Below are 19,038 nucleotides of genomic sequence, written 5' to 3'. Positions count from 1 at the left end.
CAAATCGAGCGAACCCATGATCTATGTGGCTTCCATTGGTCGCATGCTCCGCCGCTTAGCTCCTTCACCCAACCAAGCTCCGTTCAAATACCGACTTACAGCATGAAGAGGATTCCGGATAGGCTCTGAGTACGAAGCATGTCGAAGATTGGCGTCGAGCTAAAGGAACAGTTTAACTGGACCCATTCATTTGTTCGAGAATGCTACCTCACGACGGATCGCATTGGGGGAATGAGCATTGCTGAATTACCCTTTAACAGAACCTCCGGGTAGTCTTATTAAAAATTGATCTTTCGTCTGGAGGTGAGTAAGGGGAGGCTTGTCGATTGAGTGAGGCGGCGTGACTCGATAGGCTTCGTGCTCTATGTCGAGAGCATTTCCTAAGACCCTGATCAGTATTTGTCTGCTGCTGCTCGTGGCCGTGTCTTTGTCGGTCTCGCCGGGGTGGCGTCATGCGCATCATGGCGGGGAGGATTCGCATTCACATTCGCACTCTGGTGTCCACTCTCACGACCGTAGCCACGTTCGCTGCCATAGTAATCATCAGGTTGAGGAAGAAGGGGCCGAGTCGCAGCTCCGGTCGAATCGTAGCCACCTCCATATTTCGATTCTTGGGTTTCAGCTGACGCTTCCCGATTTCAAGGGGACTGGGACTTCGGGAGTGAGCACTACTTCAGGGCGAGATTCTGACGCGGAAGCGGCTCGTGGCGAGTTGGTGGACATTCGATCTCCGTGGGATTTCGGTCAGTTGATGCAGCTTCTATTTCTGGTTCATGCTCCGGTTCCTGGCCGGCTGCACCTGATGCCGGATGAATCGACGACACGGCATTTCGCGTTGACTGCTGTTATTCGCGGGAGGCTTCCGGACGCTCCCGCCACGCCTCCACCAAAGGTGGCCTAAGGCACACGCTGCCAGTGCCTGTTTTGCACGCTTCGGTGAAAACTGCATGGTCCTTGTCGGGCGATTGCTTTGAGTTGAACTTGCGCTTTGATTGCGCGGTCAATCGCGAGCAATCGTTTCCGGAGGAGTGTGTGGCCACCCTAACAATTTTGATTCCAACGGCGCTCCGCCCGAGCGATTCTTTTCCGGAGATTCTAATGCGATTTCTTCAACGCTGTCGACGAAAACGTCGCGGCTTTACACTTATTGAACTTCTGGTGGTTATTGCCATCATCGCGATTTTGATTGCACTGCTTTTGCCTGCTGTTCAACAGGCTCGTGAAGCAGCCAGACGATCAGCCTGCAAAAACAATCTCAAGCAACTCGTGCTCGCTTTGCACAACTATGAGTCGACGCATCGAGTCCTTCCGCCCGGATACTTACATAAGTTTGATCCGTCCGGATCGAGTGCGAATCATATGGGATTCGCTTGGGGATTGATGATTCTTCCGCAGCTGGAACAGTCGAACCTTTACCTGCAAGTCGATTTTAATAGCCCGGTGTTTGATGTCACTCAACAAGATCCTCGAGAGCAACACCTGTCGGTCTTCCTCTGCCCGTCTGATCCGTATTCTGGAGGAGCGTTTGTTGTCAGAGACGATTCTGTGACTCCGATCGAGCAATATGCAGCTGCCAGCTATGCTGCGAACTGGGGGCCTTCGTCGTCGACGGTGAACCTTGATGACACTCCTCTTCAGAGTCGAGGAGTTTTCTTCCGTAACAGTTCGACGCGGTTTCGAGACGTGACGGATGGGCTGTCCAATACGTTGTTTCTGGGTGAGCGGACGAACGGTCCGCTTCCCGGTGCGACAGGGGCAGGTCATCAGTTTTTTGAAACTGCGTGGTGTGCCGCTGTTCGTGAGGTGACTGACCTGTCAGATGATCACGGTCATATGGTGTTGTTCGAAACGCAGTACCGACCCAACCAACCCGGTACGGATGACAAGGGCGTTTCCGCTCCTCATTCCGGAATCGGTCAGTTTGCAATGGGAGACGGCACAGTTCGAGCGATCAGTGAGAACATTGATGAGAACGTCTATAACGCGCTCGGAACTCGTTCGGGTGGTGAAGTGATTGGCGAGTTTTAATTTAAGTTGACGAGCTTCGCCCCGGTTGGTGAGTCTCAAGTGACACGCCAACCGGGTGTCTCGTGTATAGGTCAGGAGGCCTTGATGTCAGTTTGGGCTTAACAGTGAGGCTCCCGCTGGGAAGCGGAGCGAGTCGGTGGTCAGGAAAAAGTCTTCTGCATGTTAGGAGGCTGTGGGCGAACGGGTTGAAGGTTTTCGTTTTCGATCAGGTCGCTTCGGTCCCGTTGCAAACTGGGCATAGGATATGATGAATTGTTAATTAGAGATGTTGTGAGTAATTAAACAGCCAGCGGGGGAAACGTGTCTGGAGACTGCGGACTTGTTTTATTCGACGAAGCTGTGGTCGATCACACGAGTTGCTGAAATCCTGCCACGAGGTAGGCTTCATCGATGGGAAGTCGCTCTACACGCTGGGATCATGTTCTCAGGAATTTGTTGTCGTGTGAGACCTCGGGCAGTAGCGGGAATCCGGCAATCAGTTGACGGCCAGTGATCGCTCGTTGATAGAATCGGATTGCTCATCTCCTTTCGCACTGATCAGCAAGTCCTCGAGTCGGGGATGCGTTTTCGTGTCGGAAGAATTCCGAATGTTCCCGTCGCTTGGTAAGTGAAGATGTCTTCAGGTCCGCAAGTTCTCGTGGTCGGTGCCGGTCCAACCGGTCTGTTGCTTGCATCCGAACTTCAGCGTCGGAATGTCGACTGCCTGATCATCGATGCGCATTCAGAGCCATTGCATTGGGACAGGGCAACAGTCATCCATCCTCGCTCACTGGAAGTTTTTGAATCTCTGGGCATTATCGAGCAGTTTCTCGATGTGGGCGTCAAGCAACGGGTTGTCCAAATCTCTTCCGGTGGGCTCCTGCTTGGAGAACTCGATCTCTCTGCATGTGACAGTTGCTACGGTTTTAATATTGGGATCTCGGAAGAAGTGACTGAGTCGATCCTGACTGACTATCTGCACCAGCAGGGAGGAAACATCCTTCGCTCCGCTCGACTTGTTGAACTGGCGGAGGAATCTGGCGAGGTGACCGCCACTATTCAAAATGAGGGTCGGACTGAACGAGTTTCTGTTCAATGGGTTGTGGGATGCGATGGGTTTCACAGCACAACTCGAGAATTGACCGGAATCAAGATGACCGGCCATGATATTGAAGAACCGTGGGCTGTGTTTGATGCGACAGTGGCTGGTTGGCAAAATTCTTACGAAGGGGTTTATGTTTATCTGGATGAAGTTCCCGTCATCCTGACCGCACTTCCCGAGGAGCGATGGCGTGTTTACTTGCGTCCGCACTCAACAAGTGCAGATTTGTTGGAAGAAGCATCGACGACTCTTGGACGCTATTTGTCAAACTTTAGCTTTGAAAACGTTGGCAATCCGACTCGTTTCCAATGTCACTCGAAGGTGGCCGCTCGGTTTCGTTTGGGGCGGATCTTTCTGGCGGGAGATGCAGCCCATGTCTGTACGCCCGCTCAAGGGCACGGAATGAATTCGGGGATACAGGACGCTTTTAATCTCGCTTGGAAGTTAGCGCTTGTTTGCCAGGGGCAAAGCACACCCAGAATTTTGGAGAGCTATGAAGCTGAAAGACGACCTGTCGCGCAAGTCATCGCAGCATCTGGAGACGGGGCGGAGCAGATGCAAAATGCTCTTGACGATACGGAACGGTCTTGCAGGGATGAAGCTCTAAGAGAGATGTTTGCCGACCCCGCCTCTCGGCATCAGGAGGTTGTTGCCGAGACCGAACTCGACATCGATTACAGTGACTCACCGATTGTAATCGGAAATCGTCACGATGTTCTCGCGGCAGGTCAGAGGCTGCCCGGTGGAATCGAAGTGATCATGGCCGGGAGCCGATTGCGAAAGTTACATGAATTCACACATCGAACTGGTCACACGGTCTTGCTACTTGGTCGATCGTCAGAACAACACGAGACGCTCGCCGAACTCAACGCTTCGATCAGGTCCTGGGGTGAAACCCCGATAATTGAGGCGATATTTGTTCTCTCGACTCAGCCCGATCCTGAAAAGATAGACGCTCAAGTGACGCCATCGGACGCCGAATCGCTCGGTGTTCAAGGCGTCACGCTCCTGGTCATTCGGCCGGATGGCCATATCGGGCTCCGAGCCGACGACCACCACCTCGCATCGCTTCAGGAATATCAAGCACTGCTAAGCGGTTCTGACAAAACTTGAATTCAAAGAGCGTTTGCATTTTCGGTAACAAGGTTGCAGAGAACGGCGATGGTGAGTGTGTTGCATGCAAGTTGAACGCATTGATCGGTCGTGCCGATCGCTGATCACAAGTGCGGACCTGATGTCTTTCGTGAAAAGGGCGATGCTGCATCTTCGGACGTCCGCGATCCTGTTTCTGTTGAACTGACGTTTTTTCTTGATCGATCCAAAAGGGGAATGACCATTCCTAAAGCCTCATTTCAAAAGACGACAACTGCATTCACGTTGCCAATTCGAGACGAATTGACGTTTTGAAGCTGCCTTTGGCGGTTTCTGGTCCTCAGCTCATCGCGAAGGGGGTTGGTCGAGCTTATACTGTCGAGAAAACTAGCGAGACATTGGCCCGCTTTCGGTTTAGAATGCCGAGCCAATTTCACTCAGAGGAGACCACCGCACATGATGCGATCTGAATATCGTTCTTTCGGCAGTTGCGCCGCTCTGCTTATCGTTTCCACCGTCATTTCGAGCTGTGCAAAGCAGCAACCAAGCGTTCAAAGAAAAGAAACGCAGGAGTCAATTCCTGTCAAATTGGTCTCTGCATCTGAAACGAAAGTGCAGCGAACGACTTCGCAACCTGCCACAGTGCATCCGTACTATCAGGCAGAGATTCGTGCGAAAGTTTCGGGGTACGTCGGCGAAATCAAAGCGGACATCGGCGACGTTGTCGAAGCTGGCGAGACGCTGGCGATCATCAATGTTCCCGAGATGCGTAAGCAGCGTGAGATCATCGAAGCGCGGATTACTCGTTTTGTCTCTGAAGAAGCCCGTGCTCAAGCCGGAGTGGCGTTGGCCGAGGCCCATGTCCGCTCGGCCGAGGCGAAGCTTGCTCAAGCCAAATCGGAAATGAGCCGCGCGGACGCGTCGCTGGCCGCGATGGAAGCGGAATTCAATCGCACACAAGACCTTGTTCAACGTCAATCACTGGAAAGTCGAGTTCTGGATGAAGTCCGAAAGAAACGTGATTCGGAGCGAGCCAACAAGGAAGCCACTGCATCAGCAATCCACTCAGCCGATGCGGATGTTGCCGTCGCCCAGGCACAACTGACGTCGGCGCAAGCCGATCTCAAAGCGGATCAGGCTGAGACTGACATTGCCCGACGGCAACTTGAGGAAATCGATGTCCTGATTGATTACTCCACTCTCAAGGCTCCATTTAATGGCATTGTCACGCAACGCCACGTCGATCCCGGTGATCTTGTGCGTGAGACAAGTGAAGTCGGCAGCGGCAAACCTCTGTTTGTCATCAGTCAAATGGAGACGGTTCGTGTTCACATTCCTGTTCCGGAAGTCGATGCAGCGTTGGTCCGTCGCGGAGATACCGTCACGCTCCGATTCCCTTCGTTCCCCGCTGAGGAGCCTATGACAGCCAGCGTCACACGTCTGGCAGGAGTTCTCGATCCGAGCACCCGAACGATGCTGGTCGAAGCAGAAGTACAAAACACTGACCGAAAACTGATTCCCGGGATGTTCGGTGAAGCGTCGATTTCTCTCTCAACGAAAATCGCTGCCACAATATTGCCTGCTCGAGCGGTTCGATTTTCAGAATCGGGCGACGCGTATGTTTACATCGTTGAAGAAGACTCAACAGTTTCCATCTCGCCGGTGAAGACTGGTTTAGACGATGGTCATTCCATTGAAATCCTCGCCGGGCTTTCCCCCGGTCAACAAGTCATCGATGCCCACCTGAAGCGATTCACCGACGGCGAAAAAGTCGTTCCACTAAGTCGCTAAAGCATTTGTTCATGTGAATCGGCGACGACCTGTTCGCAACGTGCTTGAATCTTCGCAATACAGATCCAATCAGACGCCCGGCTCCTGACCAATAAGCTGGTGCGCTGGCCATAGACAGAGAGTTCGATGGGATTAATTAATTTCTCACTCAAGAATCGCTACGCCGTTCTCGCAGCAGCGATCGCATTGTGTTTGCTGGGTGCCGCGGTCATTCCGGGTATTACGATCGACATTCTTCCCGATTTCAAAAAGCCGGTCGTTGTGAGCTTCTTCTCGTATCCCGGCTTGCCAACGCTTGATATGGAAAAGTCGGTTGCGTCACGTGTCGAACGAGCGTTGACTCTCGCCGGTAAAATTGAACATCAGGAATCTCGCACCGTTCCCGGCGCAACGGTCATTAAGGTTTTCTTTCAGCCGGGAGCCGATCCCAGTTCCGCGATGAACGACATCGTCAACCTTGAAGCGAGTGACATGTTTCACTTGCCCCCGGGGATCGAGTGGCCGTTTACGCTTCGCAGTGAACCGTCGAATTTGCCCGTGGTTCTCGCGGCGATTTCCGGTGAAGGACTCAGCGAATCAGAATTGTACAGCATCGGTTATTACGCTGTCCGTAACAAAATGGGGGGGCTCAAGGGGGTGCAGATCCCGCATCCGTTCGGCGGCAAATTTCGGCAGATGATGATCTATGTCGATCCATCCAAGCTGCAGGCGCATCATGTTAGCGCAACCGATGTTGTGGATGCACTGCAAAAGTCGAATCTCGTCCTCGCTGCAGGAACGGCACAAATCGGCGAGACCGATTACCAGATTCATCCTAAAAATACATTGCCGACGACAGAAGAAATTGAAGCGATCCCGATTACCATTCGCGACGGTCGCCCGATCTTCATTCGAGATGTTGGACACGTCAAAGACGACGCTGCTCTCCAGTACAACATCGTTCGCGTGAACGGAAAACGGAGCGTTTATTGCCCGTTGCTTCGCGAGCCCGGTGAGAACACGATTGCCGTCGTCGATCGCATTTATGAAGGGATTGCCACCGAGATCCCCAAGATGAAAGACCGTGGCGATATTCCTGAAGCGACGGAAGTGACTCTCGTTTCCGACCAGTCGCATTATATTCGCAATGCGATGTCCAATCTTTACAGCCAGATTGGGTTGGGGGCGATTCTCGTTGCCGTTGTCGTTTTCATCTTCCTCAGACGATTGCTGCCAACGCTGATCATTGTCTCAACAATTTTGCTCGCGATCCTGATCGGCGGTCTCGGATTTGCGTTCACGGGGCAGACAATTAATGTGATGACGCTCGGCGGGATTGCATTAGCCATCGGAACAGTGGTCGATGCTGGTATCGTCGTCGTTGAGAATGTGATTCGACATCAGCGGATGGGAAAATCCGCTCTGGATGCAGCCCGTGATGGAACTCAGGAAGTAGCGGGGGCCATTCTCGCTGGGACAATCACAACGCTCGCAGTCTTCCTGCCTGCAGTGTTTTTAACCGGAATGATTAAGTACCTGTTCGAGCCTCTCGCACTGGCTGCAACATTCACAATCGGTGCTTCCTATCTCCTCGCCCTGACCGTCGTCCCGGCGTTTTGTGCCACTTTCGTGCGTGAGCGTGTTCGTTCCCGAGGTGATTCATCATCGCTGGAGGCGTCAGAGAAAGATGACGCCAAGCCACATGGAATCTATGGGCGGATGCTCAACGTCGTCCTCAAAGCTCCGGCAATCAGTGTGCTCTTGATCGTCGTGAGTGTTGGTGCATCGTTCCTCCTGGCACCCCTCATCGGAACAGAACTCTTCCCCGATGTTGACGCAGGGACTTTCGAAGTCCGTCTGAAAACTCTCCCTGGTAACAAGCTCGAAGAGACCGAAAAGCTCGTGGCACGGATTGAGGAAACAATTAAAGATGTTATCCCGGAAGATCAAATCGAAACGTTAATCGCCAACATCGGTCTTCCAGTGGGTAAGGGAGCAGGGTTCTCGACAGTTCTTAGTTCCAACTCCGGTCCGGATACAGCTTACATAATTGTTAATCTTAAACAAGAAGGCCGAAAGACCAGCACGCAGACGTATGTGAACACTCTCCGCGATCGATTGGCCGACGAATATCCGCTCGAAGAATTCCTGTTTGTCTCGGGAGGAATCGTCAACATGGCCCTCAATGAAGGTGTTCCTACTCCGATCAGCGTACAGGTCTCGGCCGGAACATTGGGGCAATGCCGTGACGCAGCCGAGCGGATCGTTAATGTTGTTAATCAAATTCCCGGTACGCGAGATGTCCAAATCGCCCAGTCACTCGACTATCCGCAATTCGATGTTCAAGTCGATCGCACGCGGGCGAAATATCTGGGCGTCGATCAAGAAGAAGTTGCTCAAACCGTCTTAACCGCACTTGGCTCCAGTGTCGGCTATTCACCGACGATCTGGATTGACCCGAAGTCGGGAGTCGATTTCTTCATGGGTGTGCAATACGAAGGCAACGAGTTTCAGTCATTGGACGACGTGCGAAATATTCCGCTTTCACTCGATACGCCCGATGGCCCGATCACCATCCCGCTTTCCAATGTCGCGACCGTGAAGCGAGTGACCATTCCGGGAGAGATCGCTCACTACAACATTGCTCGTGTCAACGACGTGCATGTGAACGTCTCCGGACGAGATGTCGGATCGGTCGCGAGCGAAGTACGGCAGGCCCTGGCGGGTATGGAATTCGAAAACGGCGTATCAACAACAATTCGCGGACCGGTCGAAACGATGGAATCGGGGATGAGGCTTCTTGGAGTCGGGCTGGTCGTGGCTGGCATCCTTGTGTATTTGGTGCTAATGGCTCAGTTCCGTTCGTTTGTCGATCCGTTGATCATCATGCTCGCTGTTCCTCTCGGCCTGGGTGGTGTTCTGCTGGTGCTCTATCTGACCGACACATACATCAACATTCAGTCGTTAATGGGAACGTTGATGATGATTGGCGTCGTCGTAAACAACTCCATTCTGCTGGTCGAGTTCGCAAACCGACGCCGCGCCGACGGACTCGCTCCCCGGGAAGCGGCACTGTCCGCTGCACAAGTTCGGTTGAGGCCGATTTTGATGACTTCGTTGACACTTGTCGCTTCAATGCTGCCACTCTCGTTTCAACTGTCACCGGGAAATGAAGCGATGATCCCGCTCGCTCGGGCTCTCCTGGGAGGAATGATCGTGTCGACCGTGTTGACGCTCGTGCTCGTTCCGTGTGTCTATTCACTCGTGCACCGGCGTTCCCGGATCGCAACCTGATGACGGAAGAGGCTTCACAAAACGAACTAAGCCGTGAAGTCGGCCTCGTCGGAGCGGTGATGATGGGACTTGGTTCCATCATCGGGACAGGCGTCTTTGTGAGTCTCGGCATCGTCGCCGGACTCACAGGTCCTTCGGTTGTGTTGGCGATCATCGTCGCAGCGTTTGTCGCAACCTTTAATGGCTTAAGCAGTGCCCAACTTGCCGCCAATTACCCCGTCAGTGGCGGCACTTATGAATACGGCTATCGCTGGTTACATCCGACGCTCGGGTTCACTGCAGGATGGATGTTCTTGTGTGCCAAGAGTGCTTCTGCAGCGACAGCAGCCTTGGGGTTCTCCGGATATGCGCTGAATCTGTTTAATCAGAATCAGGCAACGTGGACGGTCCCGCTGGCTGTTGGGATTGTGGTCTTCATGACAATGTTGGTGCTGAGCGGGATTAGAAGATCGAACTGGACGAACATTGCCATTGTTTCATTGACGCTCGCTTCTCTTGCCGGCTTCGTCCTGGCAGGGTTGCCGACCGCATTCAGCAACGGGACGGGAAATCTGTCTCCGTTCTTCCAGTTGCGCGAATCGGGTGAAGTTTTCAGCGGATTCTTCGAAGCCTGTGCTTTGATGTTCGTGGCATATACTGGCTATGGACGAATCGCCACGCTCGGCGAAGAAGTTGTCAATCCGCACCGAACGATCCCTCGGGCGATCATCTGCACGTTGATTGTTACGTCTTTGCTCTACGCTGTTGTCGGTCTCGTTGGAATCGCATCAAGCGGATCACAATTCTTTGCACAGGCCACGGATGAAAATGCAGCGTCGCTCGTTTTGGTCGCCCGCCAGTTTGATTCGCCATTCGTGGAGAAGTTGATCGCTGTGGGCGCAGTCACAGCGATGTTGGGCGTGCTTCTCAACCTGATTCTTGGACTTTCGCGGGTTGCATTGGCGATGGGGAGACGCGGAGATCTTCCTCGAAGTTTGGGACGTCTCAACAAATCCGAATCGACACCAACCGTGGCTGTGATTGCAGTCGGAATCGTTATTGCGCTCCTCTCGTGCATTGGCGATGTGAAAACAACCTGGTCCTTCAGCGCGTTCACCGTCCTCGTTTACTATGCCCTGACGAACCTCGCTGCCATCCAGCTCTCCGATGAAGAGCGGTTGTTCCCAAAGATTATTCCCTGGTTGGGGTTAATCTCCTGTCTGTCGCTTGCCTTCTGGGTCGAGCCACGCATCTGGATGTCGGGTTTGGCCTTAATCGCGGGCGGTCTCGTCTTTCAACTCTTCATGCGACAAATGAATCGCCAACACTCTTAAATGGGGCGATCTCCAGGAAGTGGACGAGGTCGATCACCTATTCTGGCTGTTAGCGCTCGTCGAGATACGCACTTTTCAGCCTGACTTGACTGGTGTTCACTTTCGAGACTAACTCGCGGATTTCGGCGTCCTGATCGTGTTCAGCGATCTCTTCATGTTCATCGTGTTTGTCCTCTTCGTGATGTTCAACGGCATGTTTCAGCAGTTCAAGCTGTTCGCGGAGAATACGAGATTTGATGCGGTGGTAGTCGCTCACTTTCCAGTCGCGAAGGTAAACGCCAACTTCAAGCTTGCGGCTCCAGTCTTGATAGATTTCTATCCAATATTTGGAGTGAACTTCATCTCCGACCAAAGCTGCTCCGAGGGCCTCCGCTTTAGCGATGTTCATCTCTTCCAGGACTTCAGCCGGTGGCGGATAGTATGCGTAGCATCCAAGGACACTGGCCAGAATCAGTCCGACAAGTGAAAGTCCACCGAGGACGGGAGCAGGGACGATCACGTCAAATCGGCTTGGCTCAGCCACTTCCGGTTGTTTCTCAAGCCATTCCTCCACTCGGTGGTTTCGATCAAAGAGGTTAAGGGCCAGACCAAAAAGGACAACAACACCCAACACAATACAGGCGTAGAGCTCGTAAGGTTGTGTATCACGCTCTAACTTTTCAATGACGACTTGTGAAACATTCGGGACCGTTCCATGAAACGGTCGACAATAAATATCGAACGCATGTGTATGATCGGCAGGATCAATTTCGTGAGGGTAAAGTGGACGATCGACTCCGTACGCAAGACCGAGAACCACAAACATTAAAAGCGCAAACCAGACAGCACACTTCTTAAGACCGTATTGCCGCCACATCCATGCAGCGAGTCCTAAGTTCATACCGGCCCCCAGAACCAATAAGACGAAAGCGGCACCGGGCGAATTGGCGTGTTGGAACATCATCCCCAGTTGACTCATGGCGAGCATTGGAGTGGCGTAGACGGGGACGGCGACTCCAGACATCGTTATCGGGGCGAATGGGTTGTCTCCGTTCATCGCATGTTGGAGCCCACCAGCGGGGATAATCACGCCGAGCATGGCGACTCCCACTAACCCAATGAGAATAAAAACCGCCGAAACTCCTCCAGCTTCGCGACCAGCGGCAACGCCAATCGACAACATTCGTTTCAATCCGAAACCGACTTCAGAAGGAGGCGGTTCAGTCGCTTCGCTGTCAGGAAAAATTCGATCCCAAAAGAATCCAACTCCGGTGACCACGAGCAGAGAACAGAATGCAAATGTGATGATCGCCCAAGGTTCGGATAATGTCAGTCCGTACAACACGGACAGCGGATTAAACAAAGGAGCGGACATGGCGAACGCCAGGATGGTGCCGCCTTTGAGGCCCATTCGACGCAGTTCCCGAATCACTGGGATTACACCTAGAGAACAGATTGGCAGCAACATTCCGATGCCCCAAGCCTGCATTAAAGATCGGTTTGACTTCCCACCAAAGAGACGAACGGTCAGGTCCCGTCCGATCAGGCGCCGGAAGACTCCAGCGATAATTAATCCAGCGAGGATAAATGGTGCTGCACTAAATAAAGCTTGCAGGAATCGGAGCAGGAAGCTCCAGATAAGTGTCTCAGTCATGCTGTTGTTCTCCAGCAGATGTTGGTTCGGAGGTTTCAGTGTGCTGGACTTGTCGAAGATTCGCCCCCGGGTGTGCTAAATCAGAATAGGGGACAAGTGATTCCAGTTCCTCTAAATAGCTGTTCCAACTCTCAACGGACTTCTCGGAGTCTTGACTTGTCGCAATTCGAGAGAGTTCTTGACTGGTCGATTGAACGGTTTCCCACTGTTTACGCCTGAGGTCGCTGTCTGCGGCGAGTTCTGGGAGCCAGTTAATGATGTCGAGCATCTCATCTTTCATCTCGGCAGATGCAGTTTCGTCCCAAATCGACACTCCCCGGGATTGAAGTTCGGAGACCGCTTCTGCGAAGTTCCTCGGTTTATGGGCAGGGATAATGTGTTCAAGGTGCTCTTCTTCTTCATCTCCGCCGCACCCGCAACATGTGCACAACATAAATAAGACGATGAATAGTCGGTATCTGGTCAAACGACCGTAAGCCTCTGAATGCGAAGCCATTCGGGTCTCTTTCTGGCAAGGGCAATTCTTCATCAACTGGTCTCGTTCACCTCAGTGAGTGGCTAAGCTAATGACGAGAGAACACGCCGACCTGTTAAGCGATACAAAGCAAAGTCACTGTTGGGCGAGTGATCCGAGAGCCACAGGTCGCTGATGTACTATGTGTTTCATTGGAGGCAGCTTTGCGAGTTCGTGCTCACGAACGGGACAACCATTTGGTCTGCCCATGCAATAGAACGGGCTGCCAGAAACGGCGTGCTTTAATCGAATCCACCGGGCACTTCGACAGATTCCGTGAGTTCGTGGACAATGACTGTCGAGTTGCTGTGTTCGACTCCAAGCCGGACACTCAGCACAGGTTCCGCTGCTTCCTGGACATCATCAGGGGTTACAAAGTCGCGATCACGCAAGAACGCCAACGCCTGACAGGTTCGCTGCCAGATGAGCAGTCCGCGCGGGCTTAATCCGAGGTGGATGCGGGGATGATTTCGGCTCAGGTCGCCAAAATCCAGCAGGTAGTTTTGGATACATTCATCGACGTAGACCGCTTCGACGGCTTCTTGAGCCTTTAGAAGCGAACCCTCGGACAGGATCGAAGACCCTTGATTGAGGTCTTTGTTTTTGATGCTTGTTGCCGATTTTAGCATTCCCAGTTCGTCGAGGCGGGCAGGGTATCCGACGCTCAGTTTCATTGCGAATCGGTCAAGCTGCGCTTCTGGAAGTGGATAAGTTCCGTGTTGGTCAATGGGGTTTTGAGTCGCCATGACGAAGAACTGTTCGGAGAGTTGGTGGCACTCTGCATCAACAGTGACCTGACGTTCTGCCATCGCTTCAAGTAGAGCACTTTGTGTCCGGGGAGTCGCGCGATTAATTTCGTCAGCTAATAACACGTCCGCAAAGACTGGACCTTTATGAAATTCAAACTCGTGATTTCGTTGATTGAAAATGCTGAATCCGGTGATATCGCCCGGCAACAGATCAGGAGTACACTGAGCACGCGAGAATGAACCGCCAATCGCAGTTGCAAGTGCCTTTGCTAAAGTGGTTTTTCCGAGGCCCGGTTTGTCTTCAAGTAAGAGATGTCCGCGTGCCAGCAAGCAGACAAGAACTCTCTCGACGACTTCTGGCTTCCCTTTGAGAATGGAGTTCAGGCGACTCTGAACGAGTCGAAATTCTTCGCGCAGTTCAGTATCGGAAGGCGTAGCGTTCGTTGTCATCGCTTGTTCGGCCATGATTTCAGTTTCTATGAAGTTTATCATAATTCACTCGATGTTCCTGAGGCTGAAGTTCCACGATGAATGACTTGTAACCAAAACTATGGTTTCGATGTATTCGCCTGAGGTTGTTGTGTTTGATGATCGCTGTGTTGGCGCGCACGATTCTCTGTAAATGAAAAGTTGGAGTTCTTTCGACTCTCGCTTAAAGGTTTTTCGTCATACAGAGCGTGGAACCAACTTAAGGTACAGCTCTTCTCGACATCGCGACACAGTTTTAGAGTCTCGGGATTTGGGCTGTTCGGACGACTAGAATACGCCGCGATATCAATCTCGCGACGCAGCATGTAGAGCAGCTGTGTTTCTTGAACATGCGTATTGAACGCAATGAGTTCGCTGAGCCATTGGTGGTGGGTGACCGAGATTTTCAGCGGCGGCCCAATCAGTTGCGCGCGTTGTCGCAAGAGTTTGAGTGTGTTTGCGACTGTGAGATCAGGCTTCGTCCAGAGCTTGAATCTCCAGAGGCCGGTCCTCAGGCGGTCAATGATCCAACAGCGAGAAAACCAAAGTGCGGCAAGCAGCATTGCAGCTGCGATGGAATACACCCAGTGGCGGAAGAGGAATTCAATCCCAGCGACAATTGTGTTCCAGGCTTTCGCAAAGAAACCAAGTGGTGGTCCGAGGGTTTCGTATCCGGGAGTCGCTTCGACAGTGATCCAGTCTTCGGCATATACCCGGACTTCCGCCCAAAAGTGAACGTCATCAACGAGAACAGGAGTGTGCTCAGAATCCGCATCGTATTGATTTGGGTCGGCATAGAATCCACTGACGACCCGAGAAGCATAGCCCAGACTTCGCAGCAGGAGTGCAGCAGCTGTCGCGAACTGATAGTCCGGTCCTTCGTGTGAATCGAAGAGGAACTGTTCGACTCCGGGAGTCTCTGAGTCCTTGGGCCTCCAGTCCGGATTGAGTTTATAGTGACTACGAAGATAGTCTTGAATAGCTGCGATCTGAGGCCATCCTTCTTCGACGCCTTCACAGATTTGCTCCGCCAGGTCATCGAGAGCTTCTCGATCAAGGTTCGTCGGGATAACGGAGATTGCCTGATCCGTGTGAGCTTTCAGGAATAACTTCTCTTCAGTGAGCAGCGAATCCCAATCAATTGAACGGGACGCGATATGGATTGGGACAAGGCTCGGCAGTGATTTGCGGTCCAAGGCAACGAGCCCGGGAGGTCCATGTTGAAACATGTCAGAGCGATCGACGAGGTCGATATGGACTCCGTGCATGTAGAGAGGTGATGGAATAACGTTGGAGTCAAGATTGATGATCTTTAAAGCATGAGTTTCGGCCGGGCCGAGGAACTCATGAAATTCCCCAGCATCGTGCAGGCGGAGCCAGGGTTTATCGTCTGATGTTGTGATCTCGAATGGTTTATGGTGCACTCGCTGTTTTTGCGGATACCAGCTAACCCCGTCGAATAAGTCATAAACTTGTAATCGAAGATGAAGCGGAACACGTCCTGCGACATAAAACAGGGCGTCGCTATCAATGTCTGCGACTTGAGGTTTCTTCGAGTTCTTTGCGGACTCGCGAAGAGTTGAAAATTCACGGTTCGCTTTTTTGACTTGACTATGGAGGTGCTCTTTCGCCCGAGCAGCGAGATCAGATGGAAGTGCCATAGCCCGATCGCTTGTGTTCATTCGGACCTCTTCCTGATAGCTGTCGTCAAACAGGTCATAGAGGCTCGGTTGATCATCCTGCATGAAGGGGGCATCTTCGATCGGAGCGAAGCTTTGGATCGAATCGGTCCCAGCGACGAGTCTTTCTCCGCTGCCAACGCCGTTTCGAGAATAGGGGCTGTCGTCTCCCGTTCCTCCAGAGCTGGGAAGAAAACCTTTGAGGGCCATCGCTGCTCGCTGGTTCGTACTGATCGCGCCGATTCCGACAACGACCAGCAAGATGGGAACTGCAATCACCCAGCGAGGCCAGCGGACCTTTTCACGACCTTTAAGTCGTCGGCTGACGTTTTCCCAGTGCGAAACTGAAAGCCAGACGACACCGCCAATCGCGAACGTGCCCGCGAGCCAGTGCGTCATTCGATCGTGACTGGTGGTCACACCAAAGATGACCAGAAACAGGCTGAGTGCCACTGTCAGTTTTTGAGGAGCGGGTTTCACACTGGCGATGGCAAGTCCGAGAACGAGATTTCGAATCGCGCTCATCGTGATGATTTCAAACGGCTGTCCGCTGTCGAGAAACTGTCGGGAAACTCCTTCCCATACAAGAGCACTCAACCCGGCAAGTACAAGCAAAGGGGATACGAAAAGATCGTGCCCGAGGTGTTCAATCCGTCGACGAAACGACCAGGCCCCAACGAGCATTGCTGAAATTTGGAGGAGAAGGCATCCCCAGAACATCGTCCCGAATTGGTTGTCTGCGACGACGATCGCATGGACCAGCACCGCGATTGTGGCGAGGAATAACGTCATCAACTGCGAAGAGGCAGTTGAGAGTTCATCAGTTCGGTGGGAACTAGAATGAGTTCTTTCAAGTGTTTTGCAATTGAGTGACACTTGCGTTGGAATCTTGGGTTTCACGTGATCACTGGACATGACACGCCTTTCGCCAACGATCGGGAAGAACATCCCGAAGCACGTCGTTGGAGCTGATATCCAGCCAGGAATGACAATCGCAATCTTCTTGTTTCGGCAGTGAAGCGTCTTTCTCTTCATCATTCGCTTTAACGACGATATAGCGCTCGCCCCTCGAAACATGCGGGTGTGTTCGATGGTGATGCAGTGCGAGGTCCGTAGTGACAACAATGGTCGGGAGGCAGCGAGTTGGGTGATCGAAGTGACAAGCGTGATCGCAACGAACTCCATCCGCAGGCACACGAGCCAGCGCGTCTAAACCTCGTCGCAAGTCTCCAAACGAGTTGCCAATCGGGATGAGTTGTTCGTGAACTTGCAGTTCGACAAAAGCGTGATTTCGATGCAGCGATTCCAAGATGCTCGCAGCAATTGAAAGTGTTTGTTCGAGAGAATTTCGCGCGGGGTGGAAGCTGTGACGAGAGTGGTCGACATCGACCAGCAGCCGTACCGCACACGTTGCGGGAGATTGCCTTTCCATCACAATTAGATTTCCGGTCCGTGCTGTCTGGATCCAATGCACTTGCCGCAGAGAGTCTCCCTCGCGGTACGGACGAATTCCGATCATCTCCCCAGTGTCGCCACATCGACGGTCTGTCAGCTTGTCTTCCCGTGTTTGAATTTCAACGATATCGGGCATCGCATCGAGAGAGACCGATTCAGGCCAGACGACCAATTCACTCTTCAGTTCGATCGGTACGAATGCTTGCCAGATCCCGAAAGGAAATGCGGTATCGACTTGTGGGAGCCCTTGCGGAAAGACACCACGACTTGGAGGTGTGAATACCCATTCAAATTCGGTATCTGACCACCCTTTCACTCGGGCCAAAGCGATTCCCTGCGACTCGTCTACTCCGTTGTGAAATCCTCGGCGAATCGACAATCCCCAGGCGGGCCAGGGATATCGATTTGTAATGCGTAATTGAACAAGGACTGATTCGCCTAAACGGCAGCGTGTCTGGATGAACTCAGCTTCGGCAGTCAATCCGCGCGAGCAGATCCAGGGCCAGGCTGCACCCAAGGCACCGACGAGCAAGATGGCGCCTAAAATCGCAAAGCCAACCGGATTCACGAAGAGGCCGCAACTTCCTGAGACAATCGCAGCTGCAGTCAGACACGCCAGCGGGTGTTTCGTCCAATAAACCCAACGATTCGCCCATGGGCAGAAATCATGGTTCAGGATATTGTGAGCTTTGTGAAGTGATTCTTGAATAAACTTCACTTCGAACCTCTGTGGCTTCAAGAAGCGTGTCATTGCGACGGGAATGTGATATTTGACTCTAGTTGCACACGAATTGCAACAGTTTCGGTTGTGAATATGTTATGAAGATGTGTTCTGGGGCGTACAAGCACGAGATCGATTGTCATTCGAACCGAGGGCCATCGCTTCCGCCACAACCATCTTTCATTGTTTCTGAGGTTCCTGTCGAAAGAGCGGTCAAAGCTCTCGCGAGAAGTTTTGGTGGTTTCGTAAGTAGCTGCCAATTCGGGCGTTGCGACGCTTGTCGAGTTTCGATTCTCTCGGGATTTCGGCTGAATATCGGCAATCCTCATGCAAATCGCTGCGGAGATAGAAATGCCGAAGTTCGCATTTCAAAGAGTCGAAGCACGTCGGCGGCGAAAGTCTTCAAAAAGGTCGCAGCATCAGAGCGGAGAAATCGGTCGGTGGGGCCGCTCTTGCCGATCAATCACAAGAAACGCAAAGTGCGTGGCGCATGAACATCCAGCGTGGAGGAATGCCGATCAGTTTGCGGCTTGGTTTTCGTGGAAACAACGGCCGCGGCAATTCTCGAAATTACTGATCGAATAGGCGTTGTTGCGAGGAAGAAGTCTCGTTGTTGAGCGGAGTCGGAATGAGATCCACAATCTTCATGAAAAGCACGTGGGAATAGTGACTTTTTCCTCTGAGTTCATTTGCAGCGATGATCTGCAGATTGAGTTCTGCAGGCACGCTCGTTGCATTGTTCCAAACACGTCCACACAGATCACTCTCGGGATTGCGCCAGAGACAAGCCACTAGTGAAGTCTCTGAGGGGAAGCTGCGTCCTTATCACAGGTCTCGGAGAATCAGGAACAGGCAATGAACACTCAAGATACTTTCTGTACAGACGAAGATCTCAGCGGTTGGGAACGCGTCAAACGAGCGTTTGCGAACGACTGGGAACAAACGAAATCAGACTTCGGGGACGACAGTGCCCGGGATATGAACCAGGATGTCGACGACACGCTCAAGCAAGCAGTTGGAAGTGACGACTCATTTGAAAATTGCGAGCAGGCGTTTCGGTTCGGCTACGCTGCCAGGCGGCGATACACCTCCGCCTACCCAAGTTGGAATACTGAGAGCCTATCCGGAATCCTCTTCATGCTGTAAGTCGGTATTTGAACGGAGCTTGGTTGGGTGAAGGAGCTAAGCGGCGGAGCATGCGACCAATGGAAGCCACATAGATCATGGGTTCGCTCGATTTG

Annotated in this window: 12 protein-coding genes; 7 read left to right on the top strand and 5 right to left on the bottom strand. The window is 52.5% G+C overall.

Going from position 1 to position 19,038, the window contains the following annotated elements:
• Window positions 1–661: 661 nt before the first annotated feature.
• From KOR42_RS27540 to KOR42_RS23745, 6 genes are all read left to right on the top strand, one after another.
• On the top strand, window positions 662–901 hold the full coding sequence (locus tag KOR42_RS27540) for a hypothetical protein (protein ID WP_231741099.1): 240 nt from the start codon (window positions 662–664) through the stop codon (window positions 899–901).
• A gap of 197 nt (window positions 902–1,098) precedes the next feature.
• Window positions 1,099–2,028, top strand: coding sequence for a DUF1559 domain-containing protein (locus KOR42_RS23765; protein ID WP_146512330.1), 930 nt, complete (start codon window positions 1,099–1,101; stop codon window positions 2,026–2,028).
• Between the two features lie 613 nt (window positions 2,029–2,641).
• Window positions 2,642–4,222, top strand: a complete 1,581-nt coding sequence (locus KOR42_RS23760) for an FAD-dependent oxidoreductase (RefSeq protein WP_146512329.1) — start codon at window positions 2,642–2,644, stop codon at window positions 4,220–4,222.
• Window positions 4,223–4,657: 435 nt separating this feature from the next.
• On the top strand, window positions 4,658–5,992 hold the full coding sequence (locus tag KOR42_RS23755) for an efflux RND transporter periplasmic adaptor subunit (protein WP_146512328.1): 1,335 nt from the start codon (window positions 4,658–4,660) through the stop codon (window positions 5,990–5,992).
• Between the two features lie 126 nt (window positions 5,993–6,118).
• Entirely contained in the window at window positions 6,119–9,265 is a 3,147-nt protein-coding gene (locus KOR42_RS23750; protein WP_146512327.1) for an efflux RND transporter permease subunit, read from the top strand.
• Window positions 9,265–10,578 (top strand): APC family permease, encoded by a 1,314-nt coding sequence (locus tag KOR42_RS23745; protein ID WP_146512326.1) that lies wholly within the window; start codon window positions 9,265–9,267, stop codon window positions 10,576–10,578. Before KOR42_RS23750 ends, KOR42_RS23745 begins: the two co-directional genes overlap by 1 nt.
• 49 nt (window positions 10,579–10,627) lie before the next feature.
• Here the strand turns inward: KOR42_RS23745 and KOR42_RS23740 are convergent, their stop codons facing one another.
• The 5 genes from KOR42_RS23740 to KOR42_RS23720 all read right to left on the bottom strand — a co-directional run bounded on the left by KOR42_RS23740 (window position 10,628) and on the right by KOR42_RS23720 (window position 17,794).
• Entirely contained in the window at window positions 10,628–12,211 is a 1,584-nt protein-coding gene (locus KOR42_RS23740) for a permease (RefSeq protein ID WP_146512325.1), read from the bottom strand.
• Window positions 12,204–12,707 carry a hypothetical protein gene (locus KOR42_RS23735; RefSeq protein ID WP_146512324.1) on the bottom strand — a complete coding sequence of 168 codons (504 nt, stop codon included), beginning with the start codon at window positions 12,705–12,707 and terminating at the stop codon, window positions 12,204–12,206. The genes KOR42_RS23740 and KOR42_RS23735 overlap by 8 nt, the downstream gene beginning before the upstream one ends.
• Before the next feature lie 260 nt (window positions 12,708–12,967).
• Entirely contained in the window at window positions 12,968–13,939 is a 972-nt protein-coding gene (locus KOR42_RS23730; protein ID WP_231741098.1) for an AAA family ATPase, read from the bottom strand.
• Between the two features lie 83 nt (window positions 13,940–14,022).
• Entirely contained in the window at window positions 14,023–16,413 is a 2,391-nt protein-coding gene (locus KOR42_RS23725; RefSeq protein ID WP_197441518.1) for a transglutaminase-like domain-containing protein, read from the bottom strand.
• A 112-nt stretch (window positions 16,414–16,525) separates the two neighbouring features.
• The gene (locus KOR42_RS23720; RefSeq protein ID WP_197441517.1) at window positions 16,526–17,794 is read right to left on the bottom strand and encodes a DUF58 domain-containing protein; all 1,269 of its coding nucleotides are present in this window, start codon (window positions 17,792–17,794) and stop codon (window positions 16,526–16,528) included.
• Window positions 17,795–18,652: 858 nt separating this feature from the next.
• Here KOR42_RS23720 and KOR42_RS23715 point away from each other — a divergent pair.
• A complete protein-coding gene (locus tag KOR42_RS23715; RefSeq protein ID WP_146512321.1) occupies window positions 18,653–18,943 on the top strand; it encodes a hypothetical protein in 291 nt (96 codons plus the stop codon).
• Window positions 18,944–19,038: the final 95 nt, after the last annotated feature.

This window comes from Thalassoglobus neptunius (genome assembly GCF_007859735.1).
GTDB lineage: Bacteria > Planctomycetota > Planctomycetia > Planctomycetales > Planctomycetaceae > Thalassoglobus > Thalassoglobus neptunius.
This window is presented reverse-complemented; position numbering and strand designations above follow the sequence as displayed.

Coding starts and splice junctions, on each gene's coding strand:
- KOR42_RS23735 (WP_146512324.1), bottom strand. CDS start 12,707: ATGGCTTCGCATTCAGAGGCTTACGGTCGTTTGACCAGATACCGACTA.
- KOR42_RS23760 (WP_146512329.1), top strand. CDS start 2,642: ATGTCTTCAGGTCCGCAAGTTCTCGTGGTCGGTGCCGGTCCAACCGGT.
- KOR42_RS23745 (WP_146512326.1), top strand. CDS start 9,265: ATGACGGAAGAGGCTTCACAAAACGAACTAAGCCGTGAAGTCGGCCTC.
- KOR42_RS23740 (WP_146512325.1), bottom strand. CDS start 12,211: ATGACTGAGACACTTATCTGGAGCTTCCTGCTCCGATTCCTGCAAGCT.
- KOR42_RS23725 (WP_197441518.1), bottom strand. CDS start 16,413: ATGACGTTATTCCTCGCCACAATCGCGGTGCTGGTCCATGCGATCGTC.
- KOR42_RS23755 (WP_146512328.1), top strand. CDS start 4,658: ATGATGCGATCTGAATATCGTTCTTTCGGCAGTTGCGCCGCTCTGCTT.
- KOR42_RS23715 (WP_146512321.1), top strand. CDS start 18,653: ATGAACACTCAAGATACTTTCTGTACAGACGAAGATCTCAGCGGTTGG.
- KOR42_RS23750 (WP_146512327.1), top strand. CDS start 6,119: ATGGGATTAATTAATTTCTCACTCAAGAATCGCTACGCCGTTCTCGCA.
- KOR42_RS23730 (WP_231741098.1), bottom strand. CDS start 13,939: ATGGCCGAACAAGCGATGACAACGAACGCTACGCCTTCCGATACTGAA.
- KOR42_RS23765 (WP_146512330.1), top strand. CDS start 1,099: ATGCGATTTCTTCAACGCTGTCGACGAAAACGTCGCGGCTTTACACTT.